The sequence below is a fragment of the Pseudonocardia kujensis genome (assembly GCF_021283305.1).
Lineage (GTDB): Bacteria > Actinomycetota > Actinomycetes > Mycobacteriales > Pseudonocardiaceae > Pseudonocardia > Pseudonocardia kujensis.
In genome coordinates this window covers 32,352-48,368 of sequence record NZ_JAJSOK010000061.1, presented here as the reverse complement: position 1 = coordinate 48,368, position 16,017 = coordinate 32,352, and the positions used below count along the sequence as shown (strand labels likewise).

General features: G+C 73.2%; 11 protein-coding genes and 1 pseudogene. 7 read left to right on the top strand and 5 right to left on the bottom strand.

The genetic code is table 11. From position 1 onward, the window contains the following. From LWC35_RS30300 to LWC35_RS30290, 3 genes and pseudogenes are all read right to left on the bottom strand, one after another. Nucleotides 1–555: pseudogene (locus LWC35_RS30300) on the bottom strand (hypothetical protein); the annotation flags it as partial. A gap of 309 nt (nt 556–864) precedes the next feature. Next, nucleotides 865–1,173 (bottom strand): hypothetical protein, encoded by a 309-nt coding sequence (locus tag LWC35_RS30295; protein ID WP_232873704.1) that lies wholly within the window; start codon nt 1,171–1,173, stop codon nt 865–867. Between the two features lie 112 nt (nt 1,174–1,285). Continuing rightward, nucleotides 1,286–1,585 carry a chorismate mutase gene (locus LWC35_RS30290; protein WP_232873703.1) on the bottom strand — a complete coding sequence of 100 codons (300 nt, stop codon included), beginning with the start codon at nt 1,583–1,585 and terminating at the stop codon, nt 1,286–1,288. Between the two features lie 236 nt (nt 1,586–1,821). Between LWC35_RS30290 and pcrA the strand changes: the two genes are divergently transcribed. Beyond that, nucleotides 1,822–4,161 (top strand): DNA helicase PcrA, encoded by a 2,340-nt coding sequence (gene pcrA, locus LWC35_RS30285; protein WP_232873702.1) that lies wholly within the window; start codon nt 1,822–1,824, stop codon nt 4,159–4,161. A 299-nt stretch (nt 4,162–4,460) separates the two neighbouring features. Here the strand turns inward: pcrA and LWC35_RS30280 are convergent, their stop codons facing one another. After that, on the bottom strand, nt 4,461–5,255 hold the full coding sequence (locus tag LWC35_RS30280; protein WP_232873701.1) for a M23 family metallopeptidase: 795 nt from the start codon (nt 5,253–5,255) through the stop codon (nt 4,461–4,463). A 313-nt stretch (nt 5,256–5,568) separates the two neighbouring features. Further along, complete coding sequence (locus tag LWC35_RS30275; RefSeq protein WP_232873700.1) at nt 5,569–6,543, bottom strand: esterase/lipase family protein; 975 nt, start codon at nt 6,541–6,543, stop codon at nt 5,569–5,571. A gap of 535 nt (nt 6,544–7,078) precedes the next feature. On the opposite strand from LWC35_RS30275, the gene sucC reads away from it, so the two are divergent. The 6 genes from sucC to purH all read left to right on the top strand — a co-directional run bounded on the left by sucC (nt 7,079) and on the right by purH (nt 15,301). Then, nucleotides 7,079–8,266: an ADP-forming succinate--CoA ligase subunit beta gene (gene sucC / locus LWC35_RS30270; protein WP_308194702.1), complete on the top strand. Its 1,188-nt coding sequence runs from the start codon at nt 7,079–7,081 to the stop codon at nt 8,264–8,266. Nucleotides 8,267–8,270: 4 nt separating this feature from the next. Next, on the top strand, nt 8,271–9,158 hold the full coding sequence (gene sucD, locus LWC35_RS30265; RefSeq protein WP_232873698.1) for a succinate--CoA ligase subunit alpha: 888 nt from the start codon (nt 8,271–8,273) through the stop codon (nt 9,156–9,158). 139 nt (nt 9,159–9,297) lie between these two features. After that, a complete protein-coding gene (locus tag LWC35_RS30260; protein ID WP_232873697.1) occupies nt 9,298–10,332 on the top strand; it encodes a DUF5336 domain-containing protein in 1,035 nt (344 codons plus the stop codon). A gap of 203 nt (nt 10,333–10,535) precedes the next feature. Next, complete coding sequence (locus LWC35_RS30255; RefSeq protein WP_232873696.1) at nt 10,536–12,746, top strand: cell division protein PerM; 2,211 nt, start codon at nt 10,536–10,538, stop codon at nt 12,744–12,746. Between the two features lie 348 nt (nt 12,747–13,094). Beyond that, nucleotides 13,095–13,745, top strand: coding sequence for a phosphoribosylglycinamide formyltransferase (gene purN, locus LWC35_RS30250; RefSeq protein WP_232873695.1), 651 nt, complete (start codon nt 13,095–13,097; stop codon nt 13,743–13,745). Then, nucleotides 13,742–15,301 carry a bifunctional phosphoribosylaminoimidazolecarboxamide formyltransferase/IMP cyclohydrolase gene (gene purH / locus LWC35_RS30245; protein ID WP_232873694.1) on the top strand — a complete coding sequence of 520 codons (1,560 nt, stop codon included), beginning with the start codon at nt 13,742–13,744 and terminating at the stop codon, nt 15,299–15,301. The genes purN and purH overlap by 4 nt, the downstream gene beginning before the upstream one ends. The last annotated feature ends 716 nt before the right edge of the window (nt 15,302–16,017 follow it).

Here is a 16,017-nt window from a genome sequence, read left to right as displayed (position 1 = left end):
GAACACGGCCGCGGCCACGACCGAGCCGGTGGCCACGAGCGCACCGGCGGTGACCGCGGCGCGGCGGACGCCGGGGTGGCTGCGCCGGCCGACCTGGGCGGGGCGCGGCTGGATGGGCCGGTCGAGGGCGTGCGGGGCGCGACCCTCGCGGCGCAGGAGCGCGCCGACGGAGATGATCTGGCTCGGCCGCGGATCCTCCGGATCCGGCAGCGCGTGCCCGCCCGTCACCGGGCCGGCGGGGGATTCGTCGAGGTCCTCGACGTCGTCGAGGAGCACGGCTCCCACGGGCTCGGCCGGCTCGGCGGCGGCCGCGACCGGCGCCCCGGTGTCGTCGGCCCTGCCGACCAGGTCCTCCGGTGCGGGCCGCGGAGCGGGGATCCGGGGGAGCGGCCGGCGGTCGCCGTCGGACTCCGCGGGGCCCTGCGCGGCAGGCGCGGCCTCCGGGGTCCCGGCGGCCGTGCGCTGGGCGGGGACGCCGCGACGCAGCAGATCCGCCACCGTGACGGGATTGTCCGGCGGCAGCGGGTTGCCGACACGGTGCTCGAACGTGGCCACGACCGGCCGACCTCCTCAGGGAGCGTTGGGGAGCGACCCGGTCAGGTCTACCGGAGTCACGCACCGTTCACCAAGTGTCATTCGCCCGCTCATCGCGGGTGGTTCGTTCGGGTGAACTCCGCTCACCGGAAGAGGGCGACCGCTGACCGTGCGCCGATCGGGCGCTGATCGCGCCACCGGGCTGGTTCGCGCAGGTCGGAGGGGGTCCTGTCGCCCGCGCTCAGCCCTTCACGGGGCGTGACGGGCGCGCCGATGGTCGTGACGTAGCGTCACGTCACGACTCGGACACATTCCGTGCCCGGACCTCGGTCAGCGCGAGGTCGGGTACTTGGCGCGCTCCTGCTGGAGCCCGCGGTAGCCCACGACGCCGCCGCCGGCCGCGAGCAGCATGCCGATCACGTCGGCCGTGAGGCTCGGCCCGCTGGTGATGAGCAGGCCCAGCAGCGCGACACCGGTGGCCCCGGCCGCGACCGGGAGCCGGGTGCGGGTGTAGGCGGCGATCTCGGCGCCGGCCGCACCCTTCTTCTTGGCGGCGTTGTTCAGCATCGCCACGTAGCCGACGTGGCCGAGGGCGGCCAGCAGCCCGATGAGCGCGATCAGCGAGAAGACGATCCCCATGGACACCACAGTGCCACGGTCGCGCAGGTCCGTGCGGGGGATTCGCCGGGCGGCGGCCCGCCCCTCGGCAGGGCTTCGGCCGCTGCGCCCGCGACGGGGCCGCCGGGCCGGCTCAGCGGGCGCCGAGCCGCCCGCGCCCGAGGCGCAGCAGCAGCATCGCGAGCTCGCGACCCTCGGCGCCGAGCTCACGGAAGCGGGACAGCACCGTGATCTCCCGGCTGTAGACGATCCGGGGCCCGCCGGCCGCCATCCGCGCGGACCCGATCCGCTGCGAGACCTCGGTGCGCCGCTTGACCAGGCGCAGGATCTCGGCGTCGAGGTGGTCGATCTCCTTGCGGAGCTCGGTGATCTCGGCGTCGGTCGGGGTCGGGGCGGGGGCCCCGGCGTCGGTGTGGTCGTCGGTCACGGACATCGGTCTACTCCTCACGGCGGGCGTCCACCGACCCCGGACAGAACGAAGCCCCGGGTCCGTGGACTCCGGGGCGTCGGGTCTGCTGCGTCAGCGGGCCACGGGTGCCGGAATCCGGTACCCGTAGAAGAATCGTCCCGTCGACGAGGTGCGGTGCACGCCGACAGTCTGCCACACGGCCCGCGCCCCGTGCGCCGATTCCGGTTCCGTCGGGGGGCGGAGGTACCGTGTTCGACACGATGAGCGCTCTGTTCGAACTTCCCGCCCAGGCTCAGGTCGAGCCGAAGACGAAGCGTGGCGCGGCACTGCTGGAGGGGCTGAACCCCAAGCAGCGCGAGGCCGTCACGCACGCGGGGAGCCCCCTGCTGATCGTCGCGGGGGCCGGGTCGGGCAAGACCCGGGTGCTCACCCACCGGATCGGCTGGCTGCTCGCCGAACGGAGCGTGCACCCGGGCGAGATCATGGCGATCACCTTCACCAACAAGGCCGCGGCCGAGATGAAGGAGCGGGTCGACGGGCTGGTCGGCCGCCGGTCGCAGGCCATGTGGGTGTCGACCTTCCACTCCATGTGCGTGCGGATCCTGCGCCGCGAGGCCAAGCACCTGGGCGTCCGCAGCGCCTTCTCGGTGTACGACGCGGACGACACGCGTCGGCTGATCGGGATCGTCGCGCGGGACCAGGAGCTGGACCCGAAGAAGTTCGCCGCCCGGTCGCTGGCCGCGCAGATCTCGAACCTCAAGAACGAGCTGATCACGGCGGAGGACTTCGCCCAGCGCGCCGGCAACGAGCACGAGCGTCGGGTCGCGCAGGTCTACGCGACCTACCAGGAGCGGCTCCGCCAGGCCAACGCGTTCGACTTCGACGACCTGATCATGGAGACGGTCTCGCTACTGCAGCGGATGCCGGCCGTGGCCGAGTACTACCGGCGCCGCTTCCGGCACGTCCTGGTCGACGAGTACCAGGACACCAACCACGCGCAGTACGTCCTGGTCCGCGAGCTGGTCGAACCGGCGACGCAGGGCGCCGTACCGGCCGAGCTGTGCGTGGTCGGCGACTCGGACCAGTCGATCTACGCCTTCCGCGGCGCGAACATCCGCAACATCGTGGAGTTCGAGCAGGACTTCCCGAACGCGACCACCGTCCTGCTGGAACAGAACTACCGCTCCACGCAGACCATCCTGTCCGCCGCCAACTCCGTCATCGCGCGCAACCCGAACCGCCGCGACAAGAGGCTGTGGTCGGAGCAGGGCGACGGCGAGAAGATCGTCGGCTACGTCGCCGACAACGAGCACGACGAGGCGAGCTTCGTCGGGCAGGAGATCGACCGCCTGGTCGACTCCGGCGAGTTCCGCAACTCCGACATCGCCGTCTTCTACCGGACCAACGCGCAGTCCCGCGTGTTCGAGGACGTGTTCCTGCGGATCGGGCTGCCGTACAAGGTCGTCGGCGGCGTCCGCTTCTACGAGCGCAAGGAGATCCGGGACGCGCTGGCCTACCTGCGCGTGCTGTCCAACCCCGAGGACACGGTGAGCCTGCGGCGCATCCTCAACGTGCCCAAGCGGGGCATCGGGGACCGGGCCGAGGGCCTGGTCGCGGACTACGCCGAGCGGCACCGCATCTCCTTCAGCCAGGCGCTGCGGGTCGCGGCGGAGGAGCCGGAGAAGCTGCCCGAGCTCGCCACCCGTAGCCAGCGCAACATCGCCGGGTTCCAGCGGATGCTCGACGAGCTGCGCGAGGGTGTCGACCGGGGCGACGAGACGGCCGAGATCCTCGAGAACGTGTACGGCCGCACCGGCTACACCGAGGCCCTCGAGGCCAGCGAGGACCCGCAGGACGGCACCCGGCTGGAGAACCTCGCCGAGCTCGTCACGGTCGCCCGCGAGTTCGCCGGCGACGCGGCGGTCGCGGACCTGGACGACTCGGACGTCGAGGTCGGTGCCCCCGAGCCCGGGTCGCTCGCGGCGTTCCTGGAGCGGGTCGCCCTGGTGGCCGACGCCGACTCCATCCCGGACGACGACCAGGGCATGGTCACGCTGATGACCCTGCACACGGCGAAGGGCCTGGAGTTCCCGGTCGTGTTCCTCACCGGCTGGGAGGACGGGATCTTCCCGCACATGCGGACCCTGGGCGACCCGGACGAGATGGCCGAGGAGCGCCGGCTCGCCTACGTCGGCATCACCCGCGCCCGGCAGCGCCTGTTCCTGTCCCGGGCGATCGTGCGCTCCGCGTTCGGCCAGCCCAGCACCAACCCGGCCTCGCGGTTCCTCGACGAGGTGCCGGCCGAGCTCGTCGACTGGGCGCGGTCCGAGCCCGAGCGACCGTCGGCCCCGGTGGGTCGCTTCGGCTTCGGCCGCCGGTCCACCGCGACCGACCGCGGGGACTGGAAGGTCCCGCAGCGTGCGCTGAACGCCGAGCTGCACCTCGAGGTGGGGGACCGGGTCAACCACGACAAGTACGGGCTGGGCACCGTCGTCGCGTCCGACGGGGTGGGGCCGCGGGCCACCGTGACGATCGACTTCGGCAGCGCCGGCACGGTGCGGCTGATGCTGATCGGCGGCGTCCCCATGCAGAAGCTCTGACGATCTCGACCCGAGGCGTTGTGGACCCACGCCGCGCTCAGACCGGCCCGAAGATCGCGTTATGGAACCATAATGCGCTCAGACCGGCTTCAGGATCGCGTTATGGAACCATAATGCGCTCAGACCGGCTTCAGGATTGCACTATGGAGCCATAATGCGCTCAGACCGGCTTCAGGATTGCACTATGGAGCCATAATGCGCTCAGGCTGGCTTGAAGATCGCGTTATGGAACCATAACGCGCTCAGGCTGGCTTGAAGATCGCGTTATGGAACCATAATGCGTCCGCCGGGGTGGGCGGCTAGTCAGGGGAGTTCGCCCCGTCCCCCACGACCCGCAGCCCCATGGCCTGCAGGATCGGCAGCGGGTTCATCTTGTTCTTGGCCGCGTCCCAGATCTCGAAGTGCAGGTGCGGGCCGGTGGACTGGCCGCGGTTGCCGACCTCGGCGATCTCCTCGCCCGCCGTGACCGTCTGCCCGACCGTCACCAGCGAGCGGTTGATGTGTCCGTAGACGGTGCGGGTGCCGTCGGCGTGCCGCAGCACCACCCACATCCCGAAGCCGCTGGCCGGCCCGGACTCCTCCACGACGCCGTCGGTGAAGGCGAAGATCGGCGTACCGATCGGGGCGGCGAGGTCGATGCCGTAGTGCGTGACGCCCCAGCGCGCACCGAAGCCGGAGGTGAACCGACCGGTTGTCGGCAGGACGTAGGCCTCGCCGTGCTCCAGCACCGCCTGCGGCGCCCCGGCGGACAGCGCGGCGTTGATCTGCTTCGCGGTCGCCGCGATCTTCTTGCCGATGTCGACGGCCTTGGTGAGGCTCGCGACGTCGAGCTCGGACTTCTCGTCGAGCACCGGGAGCGCCTGCGGCGACGAGCCGGTCAGCTGGTCGGCGCCGATGGCCTGCGCGGAGGCGGTGGTCGGGGCGGTCGGGACCGGGGCCGCAGCGGCGACGTCGTCCGCGACCGGGAGCATCGCGTTGGCGGCGAGCCTCTCGTACGGGTCCGCGGCCACGGCGGGGCCGGCGAGCGCCGTGAGCAGCGTCTGCCCGGCCGCGACCAGCGCACCACCGGCACAGGCGGCGACGGTCGCGCGCACGCGCAGCGACACGGCGGGCGGTGCCGGAAGCCGGTGTCCCGCGCGCACCGCCGCGCGGGGGGTCGCGACGTGCTCGGGGACCGGTCGGGCGCCGCTGGGGGAGCGGTGGCGCAAGACCTGCCCTTCTCTTCGCGCCGTGCCTCCGGGACGCGCCGGCGTGGGTTCGGGGAAACCCTTCGGCGCCGTTCGGGGTCGGCGCCGCCGCCGTGATCGCTCCGTGACACGAACGGCTCGAACCTAGCGGGCCGGCCCCGCCGCGTCCAACCCGACCCCCGGGTGCGCGCACCGGTACGGCCGATCGGACGACGGCAGGTCAGGACGCGGGCGAAGAACGTTCACCCTGCGTGGCGGCGAGCCGTTCCCTGCGTCGCCGACGCTGGCGGAAAGGGTGGAGCGGTAGCTCTCCGTGATGGGCCAGGCCGGTCACGACGGCGTGCACGGTGCGCGGGTCGACGGGCAGGGCGAGGTGGCCGACGTCGTCGAGCTCCAGCTCCGTGACGTCGAGATCGGGGTGGCGCAGCCGGGCGTTGCGCTGCGGCACGACCATCTGGTCCATCCGGCTCCACACGACGAGGAACCGGGTCGTGCAGTCGGGGGCGGGCTCGGCGAGCTCGGCCATCACGTCCGACCCGGGCCGCAGCTGCCGGGCGAGCGGGGTGGGCAGCAGGTATGCGGTGTTGGAGCCGGTGTGCGGGCTGCCGAGGGTCACGAGCGAGTCGACGAACTCGGAGCCGCCCAGGCGCTGCACGTAGTACCGGGCGATCACCCCGCCCAGCGAGTGCCCCACGATGTGCACCTTCTCGGCACCCGTGACCTCCCGCAGGCGCTCGACGTGCTCGCCGACCGCGCGGGCGGCGCTGCGCAGGTCGTCCGTCAGCAGGCTGTAGTTGATCGCGAGCACGGCGCCGAAGCCGCGCTTGCGCAGCGCGCGCCGGAACACGGTGAACACCGACCGGTTGTCCATGATCCCGTGGATCAGCAGCACCGGGGTACCGGCGGCCTCCACGTCGCCACAGACGAAGCTGCGCTGGACCGGGTCGAGGTCGTCCGTGCGGTAGAGGTTGCGGGGTCGGATCGTCTCGCCGGCCAGCCCGACGGGGTAGAGCGCGAGGTGCGCGGCGAGCCAGGCGCTCTCCAGCGCCAGTCCGCGCAGTCCGGCGGGCGAGGTGAAGGTCCGCGCGGCGTAGCCGGCGGCCTCGCCGGCGTCGACCAGCGCCCGGCTCATGACGGAGCGTGCACCGTCGGCCGTCCTGGCCAGGCGGTGCAGTCCCGTCCGGACCGACGCCATGAGGTCACGATAAGTGGGATTCGGGGGATCCGCCGGGTAACACCGCGGAAATATCCGAACGGCCGCGTGACGGCCTGCCCCTCCGGCGAGGCGGCCGAACGGAGCAGCCGGGCGCGGCGGGCGGCGCAAGCTTCCCGGACATCGAGATCGCACCGTCGTCGAGCAGGGACGGGTGCTGGTCGGCCCGGGTGAGGTGGTCCTCGAACGCCGGGAGCCGGTCACCCGCCGTCACCGGCCGAGCGGGCAAGAAGCACCCGGGTGCCGCGTCCCCGCGCGGATGAGACGCACGCCGCGATGCGGGCGACTCGTTGGTCACACACGGACCCGCGGCCGGGGCCGGATCCGCCAGGCACGACGGGTGTGCGGAGGTTTACTCCGGGGGTCGGTGAGGCAGCTCACCTGGGCGGATGTCATGAACGGGCAGGGGCGTCGCTAGGGTCCAACGTCGGAGTAGGTCTCTACGTGCGGGCACCTCGCAGGGCGGGCACGGCCATCGCCGCGTCCTGGTCCTCGCGACGCTTGCCGGCACAGCGACGTGAATCGGGAGAGCCGAGTGGACCTGTACGAGTACCAGGCGAAGGACCTCTTCGCCGCCCACGGAGTCCCGGTGCTTCCGGGCAAGACGGTGGACACGGCCGAGGGCGCCGAGGCCGCCGCCGCCGAGCTGGGCACCGCGGTCGTGGTGAAGGCCCAGGTCAAGACGGGTGGCCGCGGCAAGGCCGGCGGCGTGAAGCTCGCCGAGAGCCCGGCCGAGGCCAAGGAGAAGGCCGGCGCCATCCTCGGGATGGACATCAAGGGCCACACCGTCCACCAGGTGCTGGTCACCACCGCGTCGGACATCAGCGAGGAGTACTACTTCTCGTTCCTGCTCGACCGGTCCAACCGCACCTTCCTGGCCATGTGCTCGGCCGAGGGCGGCATGGAGATCGAGCAGCTCGCCGTCGAGCGCCCGGAGGCGCTGGCGCGCATCCCGATCGACGCGATCGCGGGCGTGGACAAGGCCAAGGCGGACGAGATCGTCGCCGCCGGCAAGATCCCGGCCGAGGTGGCCGACCAGGCGTCCGACGTGATCGTGAAGCTCTGGGAGACCTTCGTCGCCGAGGACGCGACCCTGGTCGAGGTCAACCCGCTGGTGCGCGACCCGGAGAACAAGGTCATCGCCCTCGACGGCAAGGTGACCCTCGACGGGAACGCCGACTTCCGGCACCCGCAGCACGCGGAGCTGGTCGACGAGCGCACCGAGAACGCGCTCGAGGCGAAGGCCAAGGCCAAGAACCTCAACTACGTCAAGCTCGAGGGCGGCTCCGTCGGCATCATCGGCAACGGCGCGGGCCTCGTGATGAGCACCCTCGACGTCGTCGCCTACGCCGGCGAGAAGCACGGCGGCCAGAAGCCCGCCAACTTCCTCGACATCGGCGGCGGCGCGTCGGCGCAGGTCATGGCGAACGGCCTGGACGTCATCCTGAACGACCCGGACGTCAAGAGCGTCTTCGTCAACGTCTTCGGCGGCATCACGGCCTGCGACGCCGTGGCCAACGGCATCGTCGAGGCGCTGAAGATCCTCGGCGACGAGGCCAGCAAGCCGCTGGTCGTGCGGCTGGACGGCAACAACGTCGTCGAGGGTCGGAAGATCCTCGAGGACGCCAACCACCCCCTGGTCACGCAGGTGGCCACCATGGACGACGCGGCCGACAAGGCCGCCGAGCTGGCCGCGGGAGCCTGAGCACATGTCGATCTTCCTGAACGAGAACAGCAAGGTCATCGTCCAGGGCCTCACCGGCTCCGAGGGGACCAAGCACGCCACCAAGATGCTGGCGGCGGGCACGAACATCGTCGGCGGCGTGAACGCGCGCAAGGCCGGCACCGCCGTCTCCATCGGCGGCAAGGAGCTGACGGTGTTCGGCACCGTCGAGGAGGCCATGAAGGAGACCGGGGCGGACGTCTCGGTCATCTTCGTGCCGCCGAAGTTCGCCAAGGACGCCGTGATCGAGGCCATCGACGCCGCGATCCCGCTGGCCGTGGTCATCACCGAGGGCATCCCGGTGCACGACTCGGCCTACTTCTGGGCACATGCCGTCGCCAAGGGCAACAAGACGCGGATCATCGGCCCGAACTGCCCCGGCATCATCAGCCCCGGCAAGTCCAACGCCGGCATCATCCCGGCCGACATCGCCGGCCCGGGCAAGATCGGCCTCGTGTCGAAGTCCGGCACGCTGACCTACCAGATGATGTTCGAGCTCAAGGAGTTCGGCTTCTCGACGGCCATCGGCATCGGCGGCGACCCGATCATCGGGACCACGCACATCGACGCCCTCGAGGCGTTCGAGGCCGACCCCGACACCGCCGCGATCGTCATGATCGGCGAGATCGGCGGCGACGCCGAGGAGCGGGCCGCGGCCTACATCAAGGAGAACGTGACCAAGCCGGTCGTCGGCTACGTCGCGGGCTTCACCGCCCCGGAGGGCAAGACGATGGGCCACGCGGGCGCGATCGTGTCCGGCTCCGCCGGCACCGCGGCCGCCAAGAAGGAGGCCCTCGAGGCCGCCGGCGTCAAGGTCGGCAAGACGCCGTCCGAGACCGCCGCCCTGATGAAGGAGATCATGGCGTCCCTGTGACGTTCTGACCTCGCTCTTCGCCACGCGCGGGCCCCGGGAACCCTCCCGGGGCCCGCGCGTTGTCGTGACGGGGTACCGGACGGGTGACGGCGGTGGGCTAGCGTCGCCCCGTTCCACGAGAAGGGGCAAGGGAGTGGTCATGAGCCAGACCGGAGCGAGTCCGGAGCCGGTGACCGGAGAGGCACCGGCGCCGCAGGGTCCCGCGCGCACCCTCGTCATGGCGGGGGCCGGGCTGGCGATCGTCGTCTACCTGCTCGGGTTCTTCTCGCCGCTGAGCAGCCTGCTGTACGGGCCGACGCTGGTGCTGGCGGGCGGGCTGCTCGCCGCCGCCGCGCTGCTGCCCCGGGCGGCGGGCAAGGTGCTCGTGCCGGGGGCGGTGCTCGCGGTCGTCGGGTTCCTGTCGCTGGTGCAGGTCGCCGTGGCGGCGGCGCAGTTCGCGGTCGGCGGCATCGAGATCGTGGCGCTCGTGGTCGCGTTCCTGGCCGCCGCGGCGCTGGCCGGTGCGGTGCTGATGGAGGCGGGGCTGCTGAGCATGCCCGCGCGCAGGGCGCAGGTTCCGCAGGGCTACAACCAGCAGTACGGGGCCTACGGTCAGCAGTACGGCGGGTACCCGCCGCCCGGGCAAGGCGGGGGCTACGTCCAGCAGCCCGCGCCGGGCGGTCAGTACGGCTACGGCTGGTCGCCGCAGGGCCCGCAGGGTGCTCAGGGGCCGCAGGCTCCGCAGCCGCCGGGGCCGTACGGCCAGCCGCAGGGTTACGAGGGCGGGCCGTGGGGCCAGCCGCAGGGGCCACAGGGCCAGCCCGGCCCGCAGGGTCTCGGCGGTCAGCAGGTTCCGGCCGGTCAGCAGGCCGCCGGTCAGCAGGGCGGGGGTCAGGCCGCCGGTCAGCAGGGCGGGGGTCAGCAGGGCGGGGGTCAGCAGGGCGCGGTGGGCCTGCAGGGGTCTCAGGTGCCGCAGCCCGGCCAGGGCCAGCCGCCGCAGTCCGGGTGGCCGGGCCCGGCCGAGGCGGGCGCGACGTCGTCGACCCCGCCCGGCGGACAGCCCACCGAGATGGAGCAGACGCGTATCGAGTCCCCGCGTGGCGGCGAGGAGCAGGGCAGCGGCCGGCACGGCCGGCCCGAGGCCGACCGCACCACCCGTATCCCCACCGAGGGCGAGCGCCGCAGCGAAGGCTGATCTCCCGACCCTGCGCCCGCGAGTCGGTGATTCCGGTAGCGCGAGTCGGGAGTTTCGGTGGCGCGAGTCGGGAGTTCTAGTGGCGCGAGTCGGGAGTTCCGGTAGCGCGAGTCGGGGCGCCCCGGGCGGTGGCGTCCGTCGGGACCTGCGGGGCCCCGGCGTGGCGGCCTGACTCCCGGCGCCGGCGCTGCGACGCTGGCGGGGTGACCCGTTCGCTGCGTGCCCCGGACCATGCGGAGGAGGAGCCGGACGTCGCGTCCGACGCGGCCGGAACGTCCGGTTCGGAGGTTCCCGAGGGACTCGACCGGCTCCGCGTCGTCCTCGCCGCGGCGATGGGCACGGTACTGGTCACCTACGCCATGCTCGTGCCCGCGGCCCTGCTCGTGGTGCTCGCCGGCGGGGGCGCGGACAGCTCCGTCGACGGAGCGTTCGCCGCTGCGATCCCCCTGTGGCTGGCGGCCCACCTCATCCCGCTGGCGCTCGAGGGGCAGCCGCTGAGCCTGCTGCCGCTGCTCCCGACCGTGGCCGTGGTCGTGGTCGTCGCGTGGGGCGCACGATGGGCCGCCCGACGGCTGGGTGGCCGGATTCGGCAGGATGCCGGTGCGGTCGTCGCGGCGTCGGCCGGGGCGCACGCCGCGGTCGCGGTGCTCGGCAGCGCACTGCTGCCCACCTCGGCCGCGGTCGGGGCCGCCCCGTGGGCCGCGATGCTCGGCGCGGGGCTGATCGCCGTGGTCGGTGCCGGGATCGGTGTGCTGCGTGCCTGCGGGCTGCCCGCGGACTGGCGTGAGCGGCTGCAGGGCTGGCCCGCGGCCGGCCTGGCGGGCGCGGCGGTCGGCGGAGCCGCGCTCCTGTTCGCCGGGGCGCTCGCCGTGCTGGTGGGCCTGGTCGTCGGGGCGTCGCGGGTGCACGGTCTGTACGGGGCACTGGCCCCGACGGGCGGCGCCGCCCTCGGGATGACGCTGCTCGCCGTGGCCTACATGCCCAACGCCGCGATCGCCGGCGCGTCCTGGCTGCTCGGCCCGGGCCTCGACGTCGGTCTCGGCGCCTGGACCCCCTTCGGCGGCGCGCCCGGTCCGCTGCCGCCGTTCCCGCTGCTCGGCGCGCTGCCGACGGTGCCCTCGCCGGCCTGGGCGGTCGTCGTGGTGATCGTTCCGGTGGTCATCGGCCTGGGGGTCGGCGGGATCTGTCGGGCCGTGCTGGGACCGCACTGCACGGTGCCCGAGCGGATGCGGGCGGTCGGGGTCGCCACGGGGACCCTCGCCCTGGTCGCGGCGCTCGCCGCCACACTGGCCGGCGGACGGTTGGCCGCGGGGCGGTACGACCCGGTCGCGATGCCCGCCTGGCTCGCCCTGCTCGCGGTCGTGGTGTGGATCGGCGGGCCCGCGGCGGTCCTCGCGCTGGTGCAGCGGGGTGGCCCGGGGCCGGAGGAGGTGCGCGACGACGAGGAGCTCGGCTGGTACCGGGACGGGTACCCGGCCGAGTTCTCCGAGGACGAGGAGCCGGTCTCCGACGGTCCCGACCTCGAACGCGAGGGGGAGGAGCCCGAGGACCGCTCCGATGTGGTCGAGGATGCCGAAGAGGCCGAACGCTCCGACGACTCGCGTGGCGTCGAGGACGGCGTGGGTGAAGGCGACGGCGGTGGCTCGGAACCCGCGGACGCCGACGCCTCCGAAGCGAACGACGCCGACGCGGAGAGCGACGAGGAGCAGCCCCTCGATGCAGCGGCGGGACCCAACGCGGACTCGTCGGACGCGGCCGGCGAGGACTCTGCCGAGCAGACGGCCGCCCCGGATGGCGCGTCGCGCGGTCGTCAGGCACGCGGGCGGGACGGGCGATCCCGCAGCGGCCGTGGTCGTGCGGTCGAGCGGGCCCGTGCCCGGCGGCAGGAGCGCAGCAACGGCGGGCGCAGCCGTCCGATCCGCTTCCGTCCGGTCGCCGCGCCGACCCTCGGGGCCGTCGAGGACCTCCCGCCCGAGGCCGGGGGCGAGCCCGTCGACGACACCCGGGGCCATGCCGAGGATCGGGACGAGGTGCCCGCCGACGCCGATCGCGTCGAGCCTCCGCCCGTCGGGCGCTCCGGGTTCGCCGAGCGGTCCGCGCCTGCGGCGACGCCCGCGTCCGCCGAGCGGTCCGAGCAATCGGGGGGTGAAGCGCGATCCGAGCGGCCGGATCGAGGCGAGCGGCCCGACCGAGCCGGGCGACCAGAACGTTCGGACCCGCCGAGGCCGCGCAGGCAGCGCGCGGACCCGACACGGTCCGAGCCCGTTGCCTCCTCGACCGATCCGGTCGACACCGACGACCTCGAACCCGAGCCACGCCCCCGCACGGTGGGCGAGCTCGTGGCCCAGCGGGCCCGTCAGGCGGAGGAACGTGCGGCCCGTGACGCCGCAGAAGGCGGCCCCGACGCTCCATGATCCGCATCCGCGACCCTGAGCCTCGCTCCCCGAGGCTCCTCCCGCCCGGAACGCGATCGTGGGCCGCCGGGCGCGGGTGTCCCGCCTGGCCATTCATGGCGATCAGCGCCGCTCCCGGGTTCGACGTCGCCACGCCGGCACCTCGTCCTGTCCTCGGGTACCGTCGCGGACGACCTGCCCGCACGTGCCCCGTGCAGCGGAACGCTCGATCCGCGAACTTTCTCCTTCCCGGACATGGATCACCGCCTCCCGGCCGCCCACCCCGGATCGGGGCAGGTCCCCGCGCTGTGACCGTCGTCGCGGCCTAGGCTGGAGGGGTCCGTCAGAGCCGCCCGCCCGAGGAGATCCGTGCCCGCCCCGACGAGCGCACAGCACCCGTCGCGGGACGGCCTACCCGGGCGCACCCGGCTGGTGGTGCTCGCCTCGGGTTCCGGGACCCTGCTGCAGGCGCTGCTCGACGCCGCGCGCGACCCGGCCTACCCGGCGGAGGTCGTGGCCGTCGGGACCGACCGTCCGGGCGTCGCGGCGCTGGACCGGGCCGCCCGCTCGCACGTCCCCTCGTTCACGGTGCGTCCCGGAGAGCATGCGGATCGTCCGGCCTGGGACCGCGCGTTGCTGACCGCCGTGCTGGCGCACCGGCCGGATCTCGTCGTCAGCGCGGGCTTCATGCGCATCCTCGGCGCGCCCTTCCTCGACGGCATCGGCCGACCGATCGTCAACACCCACCCGGCGCTGCTGCCCGCGTTCCCGGGGGCACACGCGGTCCGCGACGCCCTCGCGCACGGCGTCACGGTCACCGGGACCACGGTCCACCTGGTCGACGCCGGTGTGGACACCGGGCCGATCCTGGCCCAGGAGGCCGTCCCCGTGCTGCCCGGCGACACCGAGGCCGAGCTGCACGAACGCATCAAGATCGCGGAGCGCCGGTTGCTGGTGGCCACCGTCGCGACGCTGTGTACCGGAAAGACGCTGTGCAACCGAGAGGCGAGTGTCCAGTGAGCGAACGCAGGCCGGTCAAGCGGGCCCTGATCAGCGTCTACGACAAGGCCGGGCTGCTCGACCTGGCCACCGGCCTGCACGCGGCGGGCGTCGAGATCGTCTCGACCGGGTCCACCGCGCAGCGGATCGCCGACGCCGGCGTTCCCGTCACGCCCGTCGAGGAGCTGACCGGGTTCCCGGAGTGCCTCGACGGCCGGGTCAAGACGCTGCACCCACGGGTGCACGCGGGCCTGCTCGCCGACACCCGCAAGCCGGAGCACCTCGAGCAGCTCGAGCAGCTGGGCATCGCGCCGTTCGATCTGCTCGTCTCGAACCTCTACCCGTTCACCGAGACCGTGGCCTCCGGGGCGACGCCGGACGAGTGCGTCGAGCAGATCGACATCGGTGGGCCCGCGATGGTCCGGGCGTCGGCGAAGAACCACGACAGTCTCGCGGTGATCACCGACCCGGCGAAGTACGCCTGGGCCCTCGAGCAGATCGCGGCGGGCGGGTTCGTGCTGGAGGACCGGCGCCGGCTCGCTGCCGAGGCCTTCCGCCACACCGCGGCCTACGACGTCGCCGTGGCCTCCTGGATGGGATCGGTGCTGGTCGGCGGCGAGTCGGCCTTCCCGGAGTGGGCGGGCGCGACGTGGACCCGCAAGGCCACGCTGCGCTACGGCGAGAACCCGCACCAGGCCGCCGCGATCTACACCACCGAGGCCGGCGGGTCGGGGCTGGCCCGCGCCGAGCAGCTGCACGGCAAGGAGATGTCCTACAACAACTACGTCGACGCCGACGCCGCGTGGCGCGCCGCGCACGACCACGGCGACCGGCCCGCCGTCGCGGTGATCAAGCACGCCAACCCGTGCGGGATCGCGGTGGGCGCCGACGTCGCCGAGGCGCACCGCAAGGCCCACGCCACCGACCCCGTCAGCGCGTACGGCGGCGTGATCGCCACCAACGGCGAGGTCACCGTGGAGATGGCGCAGCAGGTCAAGGAGATCTTCACCGAGGTCGTGGTGGCGCCCGGGTTCGCGCCCGAGGCGCTGGAGATCCTGAAGGCGAAGAAGAACATCCGGCTGCTGCGGATCGACGGCGAGGTCGCCCGGCACGGCGCGGAGATCCGACCGATCAGCGGCGGGCTGCTGATGCAGCAGCGCGACGCCGTCGACGCCGCGGGTGACGACCCCTCCTCCTGGAAGCTGGTCGCCGGCGAGGCCGCGGACGAGCAGACCCTCGCCGACCTGGCCTTCGCCTGGCGTGCCTGTCGCGCGGTGAAGTCCAACGCGATCCTCCTCGCGTCGGACGGTGCGGCCGTCGGTGTCGGGATGGGGCAGGTCAACCGGGTCGACTCCTGCCGGCTCGCGGTCACCCGGGCCGGGGAGCGGGCGCGCGGCGCGGTTGCGGCCTCCGACGCCTTCTTCCCGTTCCCCGACGGCCTCGAGGTGCTGATCGAGGGCGGGGTCAAGGCGGTCGTGCACCCCGGCGGCTCGATCCGGGACGACCAGGTGACGGCCGCGGCCGCGGAGGCGGGCGTGACCCTCTACCTCACCGGCACCCGGCACTTCGCGCACTGACCCGGCTCTTGGCCAGCATGATCTTTGCGAGCGTGACGCTGTTGTTGTGACGGCAGCGGTGCGGTCACGCTCGGAACGGTCTTGGGGGGACGGCCGGGGCGGGCCGGGCCGCTCGATGATCGTTCTGACTGTGACGCGGCGGTCATGGTGGCAGCGGTGCGGTCACGCTCGGGTTGATCTTGCCGGCGGGCGGGCGCCGTTCGGCGGCATGATCGTTCGAGTGTGACGCTGTTGTCGAGACGGGAGCCGTACGGTCACGCTCGGAGCGATCATGACTTCGGTGATCGTCCACCGGCACCCTGCTGTTGCCGGCTCCGCGCTGACGCGCCCCTCGGAACGATCACCGGTCGCTCTTCCCGCGGGTCCACCCGATCGCGGGTTGAGGGGGTCGGTGGGCTGAGTTAGAGTTCGAACAAAGGTTCGAACGTCGTCTTCCCCGCGGCGTGGCCCGTCGTGCGGGGGAGGTGTGTCGTGAGCTGCCGTCAGGCTGCCCGCGCCGTCCGTTTCTCGGCAAGTCGTGCACCGGTGTCGCGCGCGGCACCGGTGCCGTTGCGGTGGCCGCGGAGGCCTTGCCGGCGACCGGTCCACCCCGCCACGTCCGCTCCGCACCCCGCCCACCGTCCGGCCGGGCTCGACGGACGCGCCGCACACCCCTTTCGCCCCGGCACACCCGTTCCGACCGGCTCGCACACCCGAAGCGGCGCCGCACAGGCCGG

Bases quoted from the DNA above. Each gene is read 5' to 3' on its own strand.
- LWC35_RS30295 (WP_232873704.1), bottom strand. From the start codon at position 1,173: ATGGGGATCGTCTTCTCGCTGATCGCGCTCATCGGGCTGCTGGCCGCC.
- LWC35_RS30290 (WP_232873703.1), bottom strand. From the start codon at position 1,585: ATGTCCGTGACCGACGACCACACCGACGCCGGGGCCCCCGCCCCGACC.
- pcrA (WP_232873702.1), top strand. From the start codon at position 1,822: ATGAGCGCTCTGTTCGAACTTCCCGCCCAGGCTCAGGTCGAGCCGAAG.
- LWC35_RS30275 (WP_232873700.1), bottom strand. From the start codon at position 6,543: ATGGCGTCGGTCCGGACGGGACTGCACCGCCTGGCCAGGACGGCCGAC.
- sucD (WP_232873698.1), top strand. From the start codon at position 8,271: ATGTCGATCTTCCTGAACGAGAACAGCAAGGTCATCGTCCAGGGCCTC.
- LWC35_RS30260 (WP_232873697.1), top strand. From the start codon at position 9,298: ATGAGCCAGACCGGAGCGAGTCCGGAGCCGGTGACCGGAGAGGCACCG.